The sequence below is a fragment of the Micromonospora sp. ANENR4 genome (assembly GCF_015354395.1).
GTDB lineage: Bacteria > Actinomycetota > Actinomycetes > Mycobacteriales > Micromonosporaceae > Micromonospora > Micromonospora aurantiaca.
Window position 1 is genome coordinate 22126 of record NZ_JADKYQ010000014.1, and the last position, 15402, is coordinate 37527.

15 protein-coding genes are annotated in these 15402 nt (G+C 74.8%); 3 read left to right on the top strand and 12 right to left on the bottom strand.

The window, feature by feature from the left end; genetic code table 11:
* The 3 genes from IRY44_RS23675 to IRY44_RS23685 form a co-directional block, all read right to left on the bottom strand.
* The gene (locus IRY44_RS23675; protein WP_194802421.1) at positions 1-1593 is read right to left on the bottom strand and encodes a polyketide antibiotic transporter; all 1593 of its coding nucleotides are present in this window, start codon (positions 1591-1593) and stop codon (positions 1-3) included.
* Positions 1590-2477 (bottom strand): ABC transporter ATP-binding protein, encoded by an 888-nt coding sequence (locus IRY44_RS23680; RefSeq protein WP_194802422.1) that lies wholly within the window; start codon positions 2475-2477, stop codon positions 1590-1592. The genes IRY44_RS23675 and IRY44_RS23680 overlap by 4 nt, the downstream gene beginning before the upstream one ends.
* 108 nt (positions 2478-2585) lie before the next feature.
* On the bottom strand, positions 2586-3002 hold the full coding sequence (locus tag IRY44_RS23685; RefSeq protein WP_194802423.1) for an MmcQ/YjbR family DNA-binding protein: 417 nt from the start codon (positions 3000-3002) through the stop codon (positions 2586-2588).
* A gap of 167 nt (positions 3003-3169) precedes the next feature.
* On the opposite strand from IRY44_RS23685, the gene IRY44_RS23690 reads away from it, so the two are divergent.
* The 3 genes from IRY44_RS23690 to IRY44_RS23700 all read left to right on the top strand — a co-directional run bounded on the left by IRY44_RS23690 (position 3170) and on the right by IRY44_RS23700 (position 6641).
* A complete protein-coding gene (locus IRY44_RS23690) occupies positions 3170-4285 on the top strand; it encodes an exo-alpha-sialidase (RefSeq protein WP_194802424.1) in 1116 nt (371 codons plus the stop codon).
* On the top strand, positions 4282-4578 hold the full coding sequence (locus IRY44_RS23695) for a MoaD/ThiS family protein (RefSeq protein ID WP_135240025.1): 297 nt from the start codon (positions 4282-4284) through the stop codon (positions 4576-4578). Before IRY44_RS23690 ends, IRY44_RS23695 begins: the two co-directional genes overlap by 4 nt.
* Positions 4579-4721: 143 nt before the next feature.
* Positions 4722-6641, top strand: coding sequence for a beta-propeller domain-containing protein (locus IRY44_RS23700; protein ID WP_194802425.1), 1920 nt, complete (start codon positions 4722-4724; stop codon positions 6639-6641).
* A 50-nt stretch (positions 6642-6691) separates the two neighbouring features.
* Here the strand turns inward: IRY44_RS23700 and IRY44_RS23705 are convergent, their stop codons facing one another.
* The 9 genes from IRY44_RS23705 to IRY44_RS23745 form a co-directional block, all read right to left on the bottom strand.
* Positions 6692-7306, bottom strand: coding sequence for a hypothetical protein (locus IRY44_RS23705; RefSeq protein ID WP_194802426.1), 615 nt, complete (start codon positions 7304-7306; stop codon positions 6692-6694).
* Positions 7303-8655: a hypothetical protein gene (locus IRY44_RS23710; RefSeq protein WP_194802427.1), complete on the bottom strand. Its 1353-nt coding sequence runs from the start codon at positions 8653-8655 to the stop codon at positions 7303-7305. The genes IRY44_RS23705 and IRY44_RS23710 overlap by 4 nt, the downstream gene beginning before the upstream one ends.
* The gene (locus tag IRY44_RS23715; RefSeq protein ID WP_194802428.1) at positions 8652-9449 is read right to left on the bottom strand and encodes an ABC transporter ATP-binding protein; all 798 of its coding nucleotides are present in this window, start codon (positions 9447-9449) and stop codon (positions 8652-8654) included. Before IRY44_RS23715 ends, IRY44_RS23710 begins: the two co-directional genes overlap by 4 nt.
* A gap of 73 nt (positions 9450-9522) precedes the next feature.
* Entirely contained in the window at positions 9523-10338 is an 816-nt protein-coding gene (locus IRY44_RS23720) for a zf-HC2 domain-containing protein (protein WP_194802429.1), read from the bottom strand.
* Positions 10335-10919 carry an RNA polymerase sigma factor gene (locus tag IRY44_RS23725; protein ID WP_370584997.1) on the bottom strand — a complete coding sequence of 195 codons (585 nt, stop codon included), beginning with the start codon at positions 10917-10919 and terminating at the stop codon, positions 10335-10337. The genes IRY44_RS23720 and IRY44_RS23725 overlap by 4 nt, the downstream gene beginning before the upstream one ends.
* A 64-nt stretch (positions 10920-10983) precedes the next feature.
* Entirely contained in the window at positions 10984-12150 is a 1167-nt protein-coding gene (locus IRY44_RS23730; RefSeq protein ID WP_194802431.1) for an SGNH/GDSL hydrolase family protein, read from the bottom strand.
* Positions 12151-12224: 74 nt separating this feature from the next.
* Positions 12225-13064: a sugar phosphate isomerase/epimerase gene (locus IRY44_RS23735; RefSeq protein ID WP_194802432.1), complete on the bottom strand. Its 840-nt coding sequence runs from the start codon at positions 13062-13064 to the stop codon at positions 12225-12227.
* Complete coding sequence (locus IRY44_RS23740; RefSeq protein WP_194802433.1) at positions 13061-14224, bottom strand: dihydrodipicolinate synthase family protein; 1164 nt, start codon at positions 14222-14224, stop codon at positions 13061-13063. Before IRY44_RS23740 ends, IRY44_RS23735 begins: the two co-directional genes overlap by 4 nt.
* Positions 14221-15372, bottom strand: a complete 1152-nt coding sequence (locus IRY44_RS23745) for a Gfo/Idh/MocA family protein (RefSeq protein WP_194802434.1) — start codon at positions 15370-15372, stop codon at positions 14221-14223. The genes IRY44_RS23740 and IRY44_RS23745 overlap by 4 nt, the downstream gene beginning before the upstream one ends.
* Positions 15373-15402: the final 30 nt, after the last annotated feature.

Genomic DNA, 15402 nt, shown 5'->3' on the forward strand with positions numbered 1-15402 from the left:
TCAGCCCGCCAGATCCCGGCGACCGTAGGCCCAGCCGCCCAGGGCCGCCAGGACTAATGCCGCCGCGACCAGCACGCCCTGAGCCGTCCAGTTCGGCGCCGCGTCGGGCACCGCGGCGAGATGCGCGTACGGCGACAGCGCACCGACCCAGGCGGGGGCGCGCACGCTCTCCGTCACCACTGCCAGCAGGAAACCACCCGCTGTGGGCAGCATTCCCAGCACGGGAACCAGGCGGGGCGCCGCCCCGACGGCGAGGGTGGCCGCCCCGGCGCCGACCAACGCCAGCGGCAGCACGTTGAGCGTGCCCGCCAGGGCGGCGGTGAGCGGCAGGCCGGCGCCGACCACTGTGGTACCCAGCCACGTCGCGAGAGCGGCGGCGACCGCCAGAGCCACCGCCCCGGCGGACGCGCTGCCCACCTCGGCGGCGAGCAGCCGGGTCCGGCTGACCGGACCGGCCCGCAGCAGCGTGAGCCGGCCGGCGGCCTCGGCGGCGACGAAGGCGTTCAGCCGCGCGGTGGCGAACGCGCCGATCGGCACCGTCAGCAGCGCGAACAGTGTGGCCACGTACCCCCGCACCCGGTCGAGCCCGCCGAAGCCCGCCCGCGCGGCGAGATCGGCGAAGGCGGGATTCTGCTCGAGGAAGCCGGTCAGCGACGTGGCGAGCACGCCGATCAGCAGGAAGTAGGCGGTGACGCCGACGGTCCAGCCGGCGAGCGGGCGCAGGGCGCGTCGCATCGCGAAGGTCGGCACCGAGCCGAGCAGGCCGCGTCGCGGTGCGCGGCCGGCCGGTGGGCGCAGCAGTCCGGCGCCCACGTCGCGCCGCGAGCACAGGGCCAGCGCCGCCCCGGTCAGCAGGACGACGGCGGCCAGCGACACGAGCAGCGGCGTCCACCGGTTCTCGTGATAGGGACGGGTGAGCGCGAGCGGACCGTATGGCGGAAGCAGTCGGAGCCACGCCGGCGCCGCCCCGGAGTCGCCGGTCATCCGCGCCAGGAGGCCGGCCCCGAGCACGGCCAGGCCGCTGCCGGCCGCCCCCGCCCGGGTCGGCTGGACCTGCACGACGACGGCGCCCACCGCGACCGCGAACGCGCCGGCCGAGGCGACACCGGCACCGTGCAGCAGCGCCCCCTGCCACGGCGTGCCGGCGATCGTCAGCGCGGCCGCGAGCAGTGTTCCGGCCAGCGCCGATGCCGCCGTCAACGGTGCCAGGTGACGCCGCAGCACCGCCGCCGGCGTCAGCCGGCCGGCGAGCAGCAGCCCCCACCGGCCGGCCTCCTCCTCGCCCCTGGTCAACCGGACGGTCGCCAGCAGGCTCCACACACTGACCAGCACGGCCAGCACCATGCCGGTTCGCCACACGGTGAACCCGCCCGCGGTGTCCAGTGCGACGGGTTCGCCGAACAGGGTGCGGATCGCGGGGTTGCGCGCCAGCGCCTCCAGGCCGGAGGCGCCCATTCCCTCGCCGACGGTGCGCGCGTAGGTGCCCACCACGAGGACGGACATACCGACGGTCACGCCGGTCACGACGAGGGCCGGCCGCCAGATCCCGCGGGCGGCGAGCAGGCTGACCCCTGTGCCGGCCGGGCGCGTCACGCCTGCTCCCCGTAGTAGTCGAGGAAGATCTCCTCCAGGCTCGGCTCGCGCACCGTCAGCGTGCTGATCTCCGCGCCGGACAGGGCTCGCAGCGCGGCGGCGGGCGGGCCGGCGAGGGTGAAGCGCAGCAGCCCCTCCCGCTCCTCGACCGCTTCGACGCCGGGTACGCCGGCCAGATCCGGCGCGGGGCCGGTGAACCGTACCGTCACCTCGCTCCGGTGCAGTCGCCGCAGCTCCGGCACCGGGGCGACGTCCACGAGCCGGCCGGCCCGCAGGATCGCCACCCGGTCACAGACCGCCTCCACCTCGGCGAGCTGGTGTGAGCAGAGCAGCACGCTCTGCCCGTTGTCCCGCGCTTCGCCGACCGCACGGCGGAACTGCAGTTCCATCAACGGATCCAGGCCGCTCGTCGGCTCGTCGAGCACGAGCAGCGGCGCCCGGGTGGCGAACGCAGCGACCAGGGCGACCTTCTGCCGGTTTCCGGTCGAGTAGGTGCCGGCCGGGCGGGACAGGTCGAGGGCGAACCGCTCGACGAGTTCGCCCCGGTAACGGGTGTCCGCACCGGGTCCGGTCGCGGCGAGCAGGTCGAGGATCTCCGCACCGGTGAGCTGCGGCCAGAGCGCCACGTCGGCCGGGACGTACGCCAGCAGCAGGTGCGCCTCACGCACGTCTGCCGCATCCGCCTCGAAGATCCGGGCCTCGCCCCGGGTGGGACGGGCGAGGCCGAGCAGCAACCGGATGGTGGTGGACTTGCCGGCGCCGTTCGGACCGAGGAGGCCGAGCACCTCACCCGCCTCGACGGTCAGATTCAGGCCGTCGAGGGCCACCAAGCGGCCGTAGTGTTTGGTCAGATCACGGGTGCGTACGGCGGGGCGGGCTCGCATCGCGCGGCTCCTGAGTCGGCGGGGCAACGACCGCCGACCAGGCTTCCCGGCACACCACGACCACCGTACTGCCGACGCCTCGCCTCTGGGAAGCCCCGCCGGGCGCCGTCACGGCCCCGGCGGCCGGTCGACCAGCGCGACCAGCTTCTTCGGGGCCAGCACGCAGTAGCTCTCGGTGAGCAGTTCGGCGACCTCGGTCCAGTCCGTGCCCGCGTCCAGTCGCAGGCCCACCACGTCGGCGGCCCAGTCCGGCTTGAAGAAGTGCGGCCCGGCCGCGAGCAGCCCGGCGATCTCGTCGCCGGGGGAGCGGAACGTCATCACGCAGACCGGCTCGTCGGTCGCCGCGGCCCGCGCGTACGCTGCCTGGTGGCCCGGGTCGACGGTGAGCACGTGGGCGAACGTACGGCCGCGGATCCGCCACCGCACGCCCACCCAGGCTGCTTCCTCGTAGGTCTCCGGCAGGCCGAGGCAGACCGGCCGCAGGCGGTCGAGGTGCTCGGGTGGGACGTCTCCGGGGCCGGTCATGCGCGCAGGCTAGCCGCAGCCCCCGACATTCCGGCCGCACCGGCGTGGCGACGCTGCCACAGGCCGTCCGACCAGGAAATGTCGTAGCCGGGGAGTACGACAGCGATGAGTTTCGGTGAGCCGCACGGTCATTGCCGGGAGAACCCCCTCGGACGAGAGGACGAGACATGAGCGGCATACGAGTACTTGTCGGCACGCGCAAGGGCGCGTTCATCCTGACCTCGGACGGCAAGCGTGACGACTGGACCGTCGGCGGACCGCACTTCGGCGGCTGGGAGATCTACCACCTGACAGGTTCACCAGTCGAACCGGACCGGCTGTACGCGTCCCAGTCCGGCGGCTGGTTCGGGCAGCTGATTCAGCGCTCGGACGACGGCGGCCGGACGTGGACGACGGCCGGCAACGACTTCGCCTACAGCGGCGAGGTGGGGCAGCACCTCTGGTACGACGGCACCCCACGGCCGTGGGAGTTCAAGCGGATCTGGCACCTGGAGCCGTCCCGCCACGACCCCGACACCGTGTACGCGGGCGGCGAGGACGCCGCCCTCTACCTGACCACCGACGGCGGCCAGAAGTGGTCCGAGCTGACCGCCCTGCGGCAGCATCCGACCGGCCCGTCCTGGCAGCCCGGCGCGGGCGGGATGTGCCTGCACACGATCCTCCTCGACCCGGCCGACCGGGACCGGATCTACGTGGCGATCTCGGCGGCGGGCGCGTTCCGCAGCGACGACGGCGGCGCGAGCTGGCTGCCGATCAACAAAGGGCTGCGCTCGGGCGAGATCCCGGACACCGACTCCGAGGTCGGGCACTGCGTGCACCGCCTCGCCCAGCACCCGTCCCGGCCGGACACGCTGTTCATGCAGAAGCACTGGGACGTCATGCGCACCGACGACGCGGGCGCGAACTGGCGGGAGGTCAGCGGTGACCTGCCGACGGACTTCGGTTTCCCGATCGCGGTGCACGCGCACGAGCCGGAGACGGTCTACGTGGTGCCGATCACCAGCGACTCGCTGCACTACCCGCCGGAGGGCAAGCTGCGCGTCTACCGCAGCCGCACCGGCGGCGAGCACTGGGAGCCGCTGACCGAGGGCCTGCCGCAGTCGCACTGCTACGTCAACGTGCTGCGCGACGCGATGGCCGTCGACACGCTCGACCCGTGCGGCATCTACTTCGGCACCACCGGCGGGCAGGTCTACCACTCGGCCGACGGCGGCGACACCTGGGCGCCGATCGTGCGGGACCTGCCGGCGGTGCTCTCGGTCGAGGTCCAGGTGCTGCCGTGATCCGGGTGGTGCTGCCGGCGCACCTGAAGAACCTGGCGCACGTCGCCGGCGAGGTACGCGTCGAGGTGGCCGGGCCGCCCACCCAGCGGGAGGTGCTCGACGCGCTGGAGACCGCGTACCCGATGCTGCTCGGCACGATCCGCGACCGGCACAGCGGGCAGCGCCGGCCGTTCGTCCGCTTCTACGCCTGCGAACTGGACCTCTCCAACGAGTCCCCGGACGCTCCGCTGCCGGAGGAGGTGGTCGCCGGCAAGGAGCCGTTCATCGTGCTCGGCGCGATGGCCGGCGGCTGAGCGGCGCGACCGGCGGTCGCGCCGCGCGATCGGGTGTCGAGCGGCACGGCCGGCGGTTGGGACGGCGCGATCGGGAACCGCGCCCGTCACCGCCACGTCTGACCGGCATGACAGGTCACGGACCCCGGACGCTTGGATGGACGATGGCCGCCGCGCTGGCTCTCGCCGGCTGCACCGCGTCACCCCCGGCCGCCGAGCCGCCGGCCGCCGGCCCGCCCGCCGGGCAGGTCGTGCCGGCCGGCGGGCTGCGGCTGGTGGCGTTCGACGGCTGCGACGAGGCGCTGCGGCAGCTCCGCACGGCCGCGAAGGCGGCGGTCGGCCCGTGGGGCTTCGGACCGGACGTCCTCCGGCAGTTCAGCGCGGAACGGGCGACGGCGCTCGGCGGCGCCGCCAAGGATGCGGGCGCGGCGGCCTACTCCGGCACCAACGTGCACGAGGCCGGTGTGGACGAACCGGACATGGTCAAGACCGACGGGCGGCGGATCGTCACTGTCACCGGGGGCGTGCTGTCGGTGGTCGATCCGGCGAGCCGCCGCGTGACCGGCCGGCTGGCGCTCGATCCCGACGCCGAGCGGTTCGCCGGTGACGAGGGGAGCCTGCTGCTGCACGGCGACCGGGCGCTCGTGCTGCTGCACGCGGGCCGGATCGTCAAGGGCCCCGTACCGGACGGGCAGACCCGCCCGGGCAGGACCCCGCAGGCCCGGCTGGTCCTGCTGGACCTCGCCGGACCGCCCCGCGTGGTCGGGGAGTACCGGATCGACGGCCTCCTGGTCGACGCCCGCCAGTCCGGTACGACCGCCCGGGTGGTGATCCGGTCCACGCCCCGGCTCGACTTCCCCTTCCGCTCCGACCGTAAGACCGACGCCCAGCGGATCGCCGCCAACCGGGCGATCATCGACAAGGCCACGCTCGACGACTGGCTGCCCCGCTACGAGATCCGCGACGGCGTGCGGACCGTCGGCACCGGACGGGTGGGCTGCGACCGGGTCAGCCGGCCGACCGGCTTCTCCGGCGCCTCGATGGTCACGGTGCTCAGCTTCGACCTGGGCGCGTCCGCGCTCGACGCCGGTGACCCGGTCACCGTGGTCGCCGACGGTGAGACCGTCTACAGCAACGGCCCGCGCCTCTACGTCGCCAACGACCAGCGCTGGCGGACGTGGCGTGGCGCGCCGTCCGGGGCGCGTGACGCCGGCACCGAGATCTACCAGTTCGACACCGCGGGGGCCACGCCACGCTTCGTCGCCGCCGGGTCGGTGCCCGGCTGGCTGATCGACCAGTACGCGTTGTCCGAGTGGGACGGTCACCTGCGGGTCGCCACCACCACCGGCGACACGTGGAGGCGGGAGAGGTCCTCCCAGTCCGGCGTCTACGTGCTGCGCGCCGACGGGGCCACGCTGAAGCGGGTCGGCGCGGTCACCGGCCTCGGCAAGGGCGAGCAGATCTTCGCGGTGCGGTTCGTCGGCGGCACCGGATACGTGGTCACGTTCCGGCAGACCGACCCGCTGTACGGCGTGGACCTGCGCGACCCGGCCGCGCCCCGGGTCACCGGCGAGCTGAAGATCAACGGGTACTCGGCGTACCTGCACCCGGCCGGCGACGGCCGCCTGATCGGCGTCGGCCAGGACGCGACCGGCCAGGGTCGGGTGACCGGCACCCAGGTGTCGCTGTTCGACGTGGCCGACCCGGCCCGGCCGGCCCGGATCGCGCAGCACCACATCCCCGGCGGCTGGTCCGAGGTGGAACACGACCCGCACGCGTTCCTGTACTGGGAGCCGGAGCGTCTGGTGGTGCTCCCGGTGCGGCAGCCGGGCGTGGTCACCGACCGCGCCGACGGCACCAGGCGTGCGCCGTCCGGCGGGGTGCTGGCGCTGCGCGTCGGCGACAAGGGCTTCACGGTGGCCGGGGCCGTCGACCACCCGGGCGCCCTGGACGACGGCCGCGAGTGGGCGCCGATCCGCCGCTCGCTGATGATCGACGGCGTGCTCTGGACGGTCTCCGACGCCGGTCTCAAGGCGACCGCCCTGGCCGGCATGACCACCCTGGCCTGGGTGCCGCTGACCTGACACCGGCCGGACCTCGCCGCGCGCGTGGGCGCGCGACGAGGTCCGGCACGTCACTGTTCCAGCGCCGCCTCGGCCGCCGCGACCTGTGGCCCCACGCGCAGCGCGTACGCGACGACGCCGCCGAGGAGGAAGGTCGCCGCGGTGACGGCGGCGATCCGGTTGCCCGGCTCCTGTGCCATCCACAGCGCGACCTGCCGCCATTTCGGCCCGCCCGGCGCGGCCAGCAACGCGCCCAGCGCGGCCCAGGCGGTCGGCACCTGCCAGGCGGCCCGGGCGCCGGCCAGCGCTGCGCCGAGCCCGACCAGCCCGATCAGGCCGGCCGTGTCGCGGGCCAGCACTGACAGCGGCCCGAAGTCGGCGCCGAGCACGCGGGCGGCGGCCAGCAGTCCGACCACCAGTGCGCCGTACCCGATCAGGTGCCCGGCCCGGCGCGGCGCCCACTGCCACGCGGCGGTCCGCTCCAGCGCCGGGTCGGTGCCGGCGAGCGTCGGCCCGAGCGGCGCCACCGCCAGCGCGGTGGTGAGCACGGCGAGCCGGGCGGGTACCTCGGGACGGTCGGTGAAGGCGGACCAGGAAAGAGCCATCACGGCGACGGCGACTGCCGATCCGGCCAGGGCGGCGGGTATCCGGCGGGACCGCACGTACAGCGGCAGCCAGCGGGTCACGGCGCGGCCCGTCCGGTGAGCGCCGGCATCAGGTCCGGCTCGCACCGCGCGGCCGCGTCCCGCAGCGCGGTGACCCGCCGCAACTGCTCCGGGGCGGGCAGGGCGCGCAGCTGCCGCACCCCGGCCCGGATCTCGTCCTGCTGCTCGTCGGCGTACCGGTATCCGGTCCAGGAGTCCCACAGCCGTACGGTCTCGGCGTCGAGCAGCCAGGCCGCGGCGATCGCCGGGGCGATGTCGTCGCCGCTGCGCCCGCAGCCGGACCAACCGGTGCCGCCGCCCAGGGCGATGCGCTCGGCCACGTCGGCGACCCGGCCGGTGTCCGGGTCGATCTCCAGGAGGAACTGCACGGTGTCCGGTGCCGGCTTGGGCCGGTGCCACTGCTCGCTGTCGTTGCTGCCGATGGTGTCCAGCCGCAGTTCCACCGCGCGGGTCGGTGCGTTCGGCAGCTTCGCCAGCGCGTCGAGCCCGCGGCGGGCCTCGGGAGTGATCTGGGGCAGCAGGTGCGCGTTGATCGCGGTGACGCACACCTGCGGCGTGCCGTCGGCGCAGACGTAGCGGCGCGCAGACTGGTCGAGCTGCCAGATGCCGGCCGGACCCGGTGCGCTGATCAGCAGGAGTCCCGCGACACCGGCGGCGAGGCTCGCCGCCGCGCCGGCCCGGAGCGGCCACGACCGGCCCGCCGTCAGCAGCAGTCCGGCGAGGACCAGCCCGACACCCAGCGCCAGGCGGCTGAGCAGCAGCCGGTCGGACAGCGTCTCCCACGGCGTGTCCGGCGGCCAGGAGATCATGAGGGACGCGTTCGTCAGCCGGCTACCGGCCGGACCGCCGAGCATGGCGGTGCCCTCCTGCGCCACCAGGCCGGCGGCGGCCAGCAGCGGCGGCAGCAGCGGTGAGGACCACAGCCGGCCCGCTGCCACACCGACCCAGGCCGCGCCCACCAGCACCAGCACGTCGATCAGCGGCCCGGCGAGTCCGCGTACGCCGAGGTAGGTGCCGCCGGTGGCGATCACCGCCGCGCTGGCGGCGACCACGAGCAGGTGCGCGGCGGCGGCGGCGACGCCGAGCGCTGTCATCGCCGGCAGCGCGCGCTGCCAGCGGGGCCGGCCGGTGCTGTTCATCAGCTCGTCGGCGCGGGTACGGCGGTCCCGGCGGCCGAGCACCGCGCCACCGGCGAGCGCGAGCGGCATCAGCAGGAAGACGTTGGAGGCGTGCACGTAGCCCAGCCGCAGCCACTGTCCCTGCCAGAAGTCGTACATGCTGGCGGTGCCGAGGACGCCGACGGCGATCAGCAGCACCGCCACGACCGGCGCGTTGGAGCGGCGCAGTTCGACGCGTACCTGTCGGATCATCGGGCGCTCCGGTGCTGCTGGAGGAGGTACGAGTAGCCGCGCTCGGCGGCGCTGTCGCCGACGCCGCCGGTCTCGCCGTGGCGGACCAGGTCGGCGGGCAGGCCCTGGAACACGCGGGCGCCGTGATCCATCAGGATGACGTCCGAGCAGGCCGCCACCACGTCCTCCACCAGGTGGGTGGAGACCAGCACGCAGGCGTCCGCGCCGAGTTCGCGGATCAGTTCACGGAACTCGACCCGCTGTTCCGGGTCGAGGCCGACTGTCGGTTCGTCGAGCAGCAGCAGGTCCGGTTCGTTCACGATCGCCTGGGCGATGCCGGCGCGGCGCAGCATGCCGCCGGACAGCGACTTGAGTTTGGCGTCGGCCCGGTCGGTGAGGCGTACCCGTTCGATGGCCCGCTGGGCCGCGCCCGGCACCGCCGAGGCCGGCATCTCCCGCAGCCAGGCCACGTACTCGACGTACTCCCGCACGGTGAACCGGGGGTAGTAGCCGAACTGCTGCGGCAGGTAGCCGAGCCGGCGGCGCACCGGCCGCAGCTCGCGGGTCGTGGTGGCGTCCGCGCCGAGCAGCCGCAGCACTCCGGCGTGCGGCTTGACCACAGTGGCGAGCGCGCGCATCAGCGTGCTCTTGCCGGCGCCGTTGGGGCCGAGCAGCCCGTGCACGCCGGCACCGAGTGTCAGGCCCAGGTTGTCGACGGCCAGGTGCCGCCCGGCCTTCACCGACAGTCCCACCGCCTCGATCCGCCAGGCGTGCCGGGTCGGCGCCACCTCGTCGGCGCTCACTGCGCGTACCAATGTCGTCTCCTTCTCGGGGCAGGGTGATCCGCGGCACCGTCGGGGCGCCGTGGCGTGGTTCCGGGGGCCGGCGTCAGCCGGCGGGCCGCCGCAGGTGTTCGGCGCGCAGCGTGGTCAGCACTGTGAGCACGACGGCGGCCGCCGCCCAGGCGGGCATGGTCGCGGGCCGGAGCAGGGCCTCGGTCGTGGCGGCGGCGCGGGCCGCGTCGGCGGCGCCGGTGAACGACATGGCCGCGACCGCTGCGAGCCAGCCGCCGCCGAGGAGCGCGGCGGCCAGCGGCACCCCGACGCGGCTGCCGAGCAGCAGCGTCGCCGCGGTGAACGTCAGGCAGGGCAGCAGCCACAGCGCGGGGTTGCGGCCGACCGCGAACCCGGCTATGGCGAGCACCGGCGCCACCAGGAGCAGAACCGCGAGGGTACGGCGAAGCAGCAGCTCCAGCCCGGCGCGGGCGGTGCCGGCGACCACCTCCCAGTTCGGGTTGGCGCGATGTGACCAGGCCACCGCGAGCCCCGCGAGCGGCGCCACCGGCGCGAGCAGCAGCACCGCCGAGGGCTGCTCCGGAAAGTTGCGGTCCAGCAGCACCGCCGCGAGGATCGCCGTGCACGTCATGGCTGCCCAGGCCAGCATCGACCAGTCGGTCCAGCGCAGCCACCACCGTCGCAACGGGCGCCGGCGCACCGGCTGCGGCCCGGTGCGCGCCTGTTCCAGGATCGCCTCCCGGGCGTCGCCGAGCAGCGCCCGCAGTGGCGGTGCGGCCAGGTCGCCGAGCCGGTCGCGGCACTCGGCGCAGCCCTCCAGGTGCACCTCGATCGTCCAGGCGGCGGCGTCGTCGTCGGGGCCGCCCGCCGCGTACGCGGCCAGTGCCGGCGGGGGAACGTGAGCCGTCATGCCAGTGCCTCCCGTAGCGCGTTGCGGGCACGCCGCGCCCGGCTCTTCACGGTGCCCTCCGGCACCCCCAGCAGGACGGAGGTCTCCCGGACGGTCAGTCCGTCCAGGACCATCGCGGCGAGCACCGCCCGCAGTTCCGGGGCCAGCGCGTCCAGCGCGGCTCCCACCTCCGAGCCGAACGACCCGGCGAGCGCCTCGTCCTCGGCGGCCGGCGAGCTGCGCACCGGCAGGATGTCGGTCGGCACCTCCTGCACCCGGGCGCGGCGGCGCAGCGCGTCGACCAGGCGCCGGGCCGCGATGGTCCAGATCCAGCCGGCGGCCGAGCCGCCCGGCGCGTCCGCGCCACCGGAGCGCCGCAGCCCGCTGAACGAGCCGGCGGCCCGCCACACCGTGAGGTACGTGTCCTGGAGGACCTCGGCCACGATGCCGTCGTCGGCGCACCGCCGCCGCAGCCGGATCGCGAGCCACGGCGACGTACGCCGGTACAGCTCGTCGAACGCGTCCAGGTCGGCGCGCGCGACCCGCCGCAGCAGCCGCTCCTCGTCCTGTTGGCTTCCTCCCACGCCTAGATGGTCGTTCACGGACCCTCCGACGGATCACGGCACGGTGTGACCTGGGTCACGCCGTGCCCTGGGTGGGTGTCCGTCACTCCGCCGCGGCGAACGGTCCCTTCGGTCCGAACGCCAGCGCGGCGAACCGCTCGCCGATGCGGCGGTCGGCGGCCGGGTCGGGGTGCAGCTCGTCGGGCAGCGGCAGTTCGGCGTAGTCGGCCTCGCCGTACAGCTCCAGCCCGTCGAGGTAGTGCAGGTTCGGGTCGGCGCCGGCCCGGGACGCCACGATCCGGGCCAGTTCGGCGCGGATGACGCGCAGCGAGAGCCGGCCGGATGCCACGTCGGCCGGGTCGCCGGTGGCCCGGAACCGCACCTTCCCGTCGACGAGGTCGACCGCGCCCGGGCCGGGCGTGTCCTCCTGGACCGGGCACAGGATCGACGACACGACAAGCAGCGGGGTCTCCGGATGCCCCTCGCGGATGGTGTCCAGGAAGCCGTGCACGGCGGGACCGAACGCGCGCAGCCGCATCAGGTCGGCGTTCACCACGTTGATGCCGATCTTGACGCTGATCAGGTCGGCCGGGGTGTCGCGCATCGCCCGCGCGGTGAACGGGTCGAGCAGCGCGCTGCCGCTGAACCCGAGGTTGACCAGCTCCACGCCGGCGAGCGTGGCGGCGATCGCCGGCCAGGTGCCGGTGGGGCTCTCCGCGTCCGAGCCGTGGCTGATCGAGCTGCCGTGGTGCAGCCACACCCGGCGGCCGTCCGTGCCGGCCGGCTCGACCGGCGCGTCGGTGCGCAACGCCACCAGCTCGGTGATCTCTCGCTGCGGCAGCCAGATCACCACCTCCTTGTCGGTGGCGGGCAGGCCGGTGAAGCGCACCGTGGCGACCGGACCCGGCTCGACGCCGGACGTGCCGGTGGCCAGGTCGACGGTGAGCACCTTGCCGCCGTCGGCGGTGGCCTGACCGGCGAGGTGGCCGTCGACGACCAGGTCGTAGCGGCCGTCGGGACGCGGCCCGGTGCCCCGGTAGACCATCTTCATCGGCAGTACGTCCAGCTCGACCGTGGTGGCGCGGGTCCGGAACACCAGCCGTACGCCCGAGGGCATCGCCTCCGCCATCGTCAGCTGCGGGTCGGTGTTCTGCGCCCGGGCCCACGCGGGCAGCCGGTGCGGCAGCACCCCGTCCGCTGTCTGTTCCAGGTCGAGCGCGCCGCGCAGCAGGTCGGTGGTGATCGGGGTGGTGAGGTGCGGGGATGCCATGATCCTGATCCTGCCCCCGGATTCGGGGGAGCGGCCACCTGATTCATCCGACAGGCCGGACTCGTGACGCTGGGTCAGTCCGTGAGCACCAGGTCCACGTACCGGGCGGTCATGGTGGCGAGCACCCGGTCCGGGTCGGTGGCCCACACCTCGGCGTTGAAGATCTCCACCTCGACGTCACCGGCGTAGCCGGCGGCCTCCACCGCGCGGCGCAGCGGCGGGAAGTCGATGTGCCCGTCGCCCATCATGCCGCGCCCGAGCAGCACGTCGGCCGGCAGCGGGGTGAGGAAGTCGCACACCTGGAAGCTCGCGATCCGTGCCCCGGCGCGGGCGATCTGCCGCCACACGTCCGGATCCCACCAGACATGGAAGGTGTCCACCACGACGCCGACCTGCTCGGCCGGGAACGCCTCGGCCAGGTCCAGCGCCTGCCCGAGCGTGGACAGCACCGCCCGGTCGGCGCAGTACATCGGGTGCAGCGGTTCCAGCGCGAGGCGTACCCCGCGCTCGGCCGCGTACGGCGCCAGCGCGGCCAGCGCGTCGGCGACCCGCTGCCGCGCGCCCGCCAGGTCGCGGGAGCCGGGCGGCAGGCCGCCGACGACGAGCACCACGCAGGCGGCGCGCAGCTCGGCGGCCTCGTCGATCGCGCGCCGGTTGTCCGCGAGAGCCGCGGCCCGTCCGGCGGCGTCGGCAGCGGTGAGGAACCCGCCCCGGCACAGCGACGACACCCGCAGCCCGGCGTCCGCGACGAGCCGCGCGGCGGCCGGTACGCCGATCTCCGCCACCGGCTCGCGCCACAGCCCGATCGCCGGGATGCCGGCGCGCACGCACCCGTCGACCGCCTGCGCCACCGACCAGCGCTGCGTGGTGCGCTGGTTGAGCGACAGCCGCGCCAGCCGGGGATCGGCGGTCATCCGGGCACGCCCGCGACGTCCAGGTACGCGCGCATCCGCCGCGCCGCCAACTCCGGGTCACCGAGCAGCCCGGCGGCGTCGGCCAGCCGGAACGCCTCCACCAGGTGCGGGACGCCGCGCCCGCCGTGCAGACCGCCGAGCATGGTGAAGCCCGGCTGCCGTCCGTTGAGCCAGGACAGGAACGCGATGCCGGTCTTGTAGTACGGCGTGGGCGGGGCGAACAGGTGCCGGGACAGCGGCACCGTCGGGTCGAGGATCGCCCGGAACCCGGCCCGGTCGTCCGCGTCGAGCCGTTCCAGCGCGGCCGACGCGGCCGGGGCGATGGCCGCGAACGCGCCGAGCAGCGCGTGGCTGAACCGCTTCCCGTCGCCCTCGATCAGCTCCGGGTAGTGGTAGTCGTCGCCGGTGTAGACCCGCACGGCCGGTGGCAGCAGCTCCCGCAGCCGCACCTCCCGGGCGGCGTCCAGCAGCGACACCTTCACCCCGTCGACCAGGCCGGCGTGGGCGTGCACCAGCGCCGCGAACGTCGCGGTGGCCTCGTCCAGGTCGGTCGAACCCCAGTAGCCGGACAGCGCCGGGTCGAACATGTCGCCGAGCCAGTGCAGCACCACCGGCGCGCCGGCCTCCCGCAGCACCCGCTCGTAGACGCGCAGGTAGTCGTCCGGGCCGGTGGCGAGCGCGGCGAGGTGCCGGCTGGCCATCAGCACCGGCGTGGCACCGCACTCCTGGACCACGGCGACCTGCTCGGCGTACGCGGCGACCACCTCGTCGAGCGTGCCGGGGACACCGGTGAGATGGTCGGTGCCGGCCCCGGCGACGATGCGCCCGCCGCAGGCGGCGGCCTCGGCGGCGCTGCGCCGGATCAGCTCCCGCGTGGCCGCCCAGTCCAGCCCCATCCCGCGCTGCGCCGTGTCCATCGCCTCGGCCACACCGAGGCCCCACGACCACAGGTCACGCCGCACCGCGAGCGTCGCGTCCCAGTCCAGCCCCGCCGGGCGGCCGGGGGAGTTGTCGGCGTACGGGTCGGCGACGACGTGCGCCGCCGCGTACGCGATTCGGCTGGCCGGCGGCGCGGACGGCCGTCGCCAGGCGGGGGGTTCGCGCAGCGTCAGCTTCTCGGTGCCGCCGTCCGGTGTGGGCAGCGTGATGTGCTTGCTCACCGAGGGATCTCCTCGATCGTCACCCGCCGCCCCTCCCGCGCCGAGCGCAGCCCGGCCTCGGCCAGTTGCACGCCCCGGGCGCCGGCCAGGAAGTCCCACGGGAACGGCTCGTCGTCGACGACGTGCCGCAGGAACGCCTCCCACTGCACCTTGAACGCGTTGTCGTGCTCGCCGTTGTCCGGCACGGTCTGCCACTGCGCGCGGAACGGCTCGGTGACCGGCAGGTCGGGGTTCCACACCGGCATCGGGGTGGCGCCGCGGTGCTGGATGCGGCAGTCGCGCAGCCCGGCCACGGCACTGCCGTGCGTGCCGTCGACCTGGAACTCGACCAGTTCGTCCCGGTGCACCCGGACCGCCCAGGAGGAGTTGACCTGCGCGACGATCCCGCCGGCCAGTTCGAAGATGCCGTACGCGGCGTCGTCGGCGGTGGCCCGGTAGCGGGTGCCGGACTCGTCGACGCGTTCGGGGATGTGCGTGGCGGTGACAGCGGTGACGGCGGTGACCGGGGCGATGATCTGCTCCAGCACGTAGTGCCAGTGCGGGAACATGTCCAGCGTGATGCCGCCGCCGTCCTCGGCGCGGTAGTTCCAGCTCGGACGCTGCGCGGCCTGCCAGTCGCCCTCGAACACCCAGTAGCCGAACTCGCCGCGCACGGACAGGATCCGGCCGAAGAAGCCGCCGTCCACGAGCCGCTTGAGTTTGCGCAGGCCGGGCAGGAACAGCTTGTCCTGCACGACACCGTTGCGGACGCCCTTGGCGGCGGCGAGCCGGGCCAGCTCCAGCGAGGCGAGGAACCCCTCGGCGAGCGGCTTCTCGGTGTAGACGTGCTTGCCGGCCTCGATCGCCGCCCGGATCGCCTTCTCCCGCGCGGTGGTCACCTGCGCGTCGAAGTAGATCTGGTGGGCGTCGTCGGCGAGCGCCGCGTCCAGGTCCGTCGTGTACGCCGTCAGTCCGTGCCGGGCGGCGATGGCGGCGAGCCGGTTCTCGTCGCGGCCGACGAGGGTCAGCTCGGGCCAGATGCGGCTGCCGTCGCGGGCCGGCACGCCGCCCTGGTCGCGGATGGCGAGCAGGGACCGGACGAGGTGCTGCCGGTAGCCCATCCGGCCGGTGACGCCGTTGAGGATGATGCCGACGGACGTGCGTTCCACTGGGCCTCCCCGCAGGTGAATGCGCTTTCA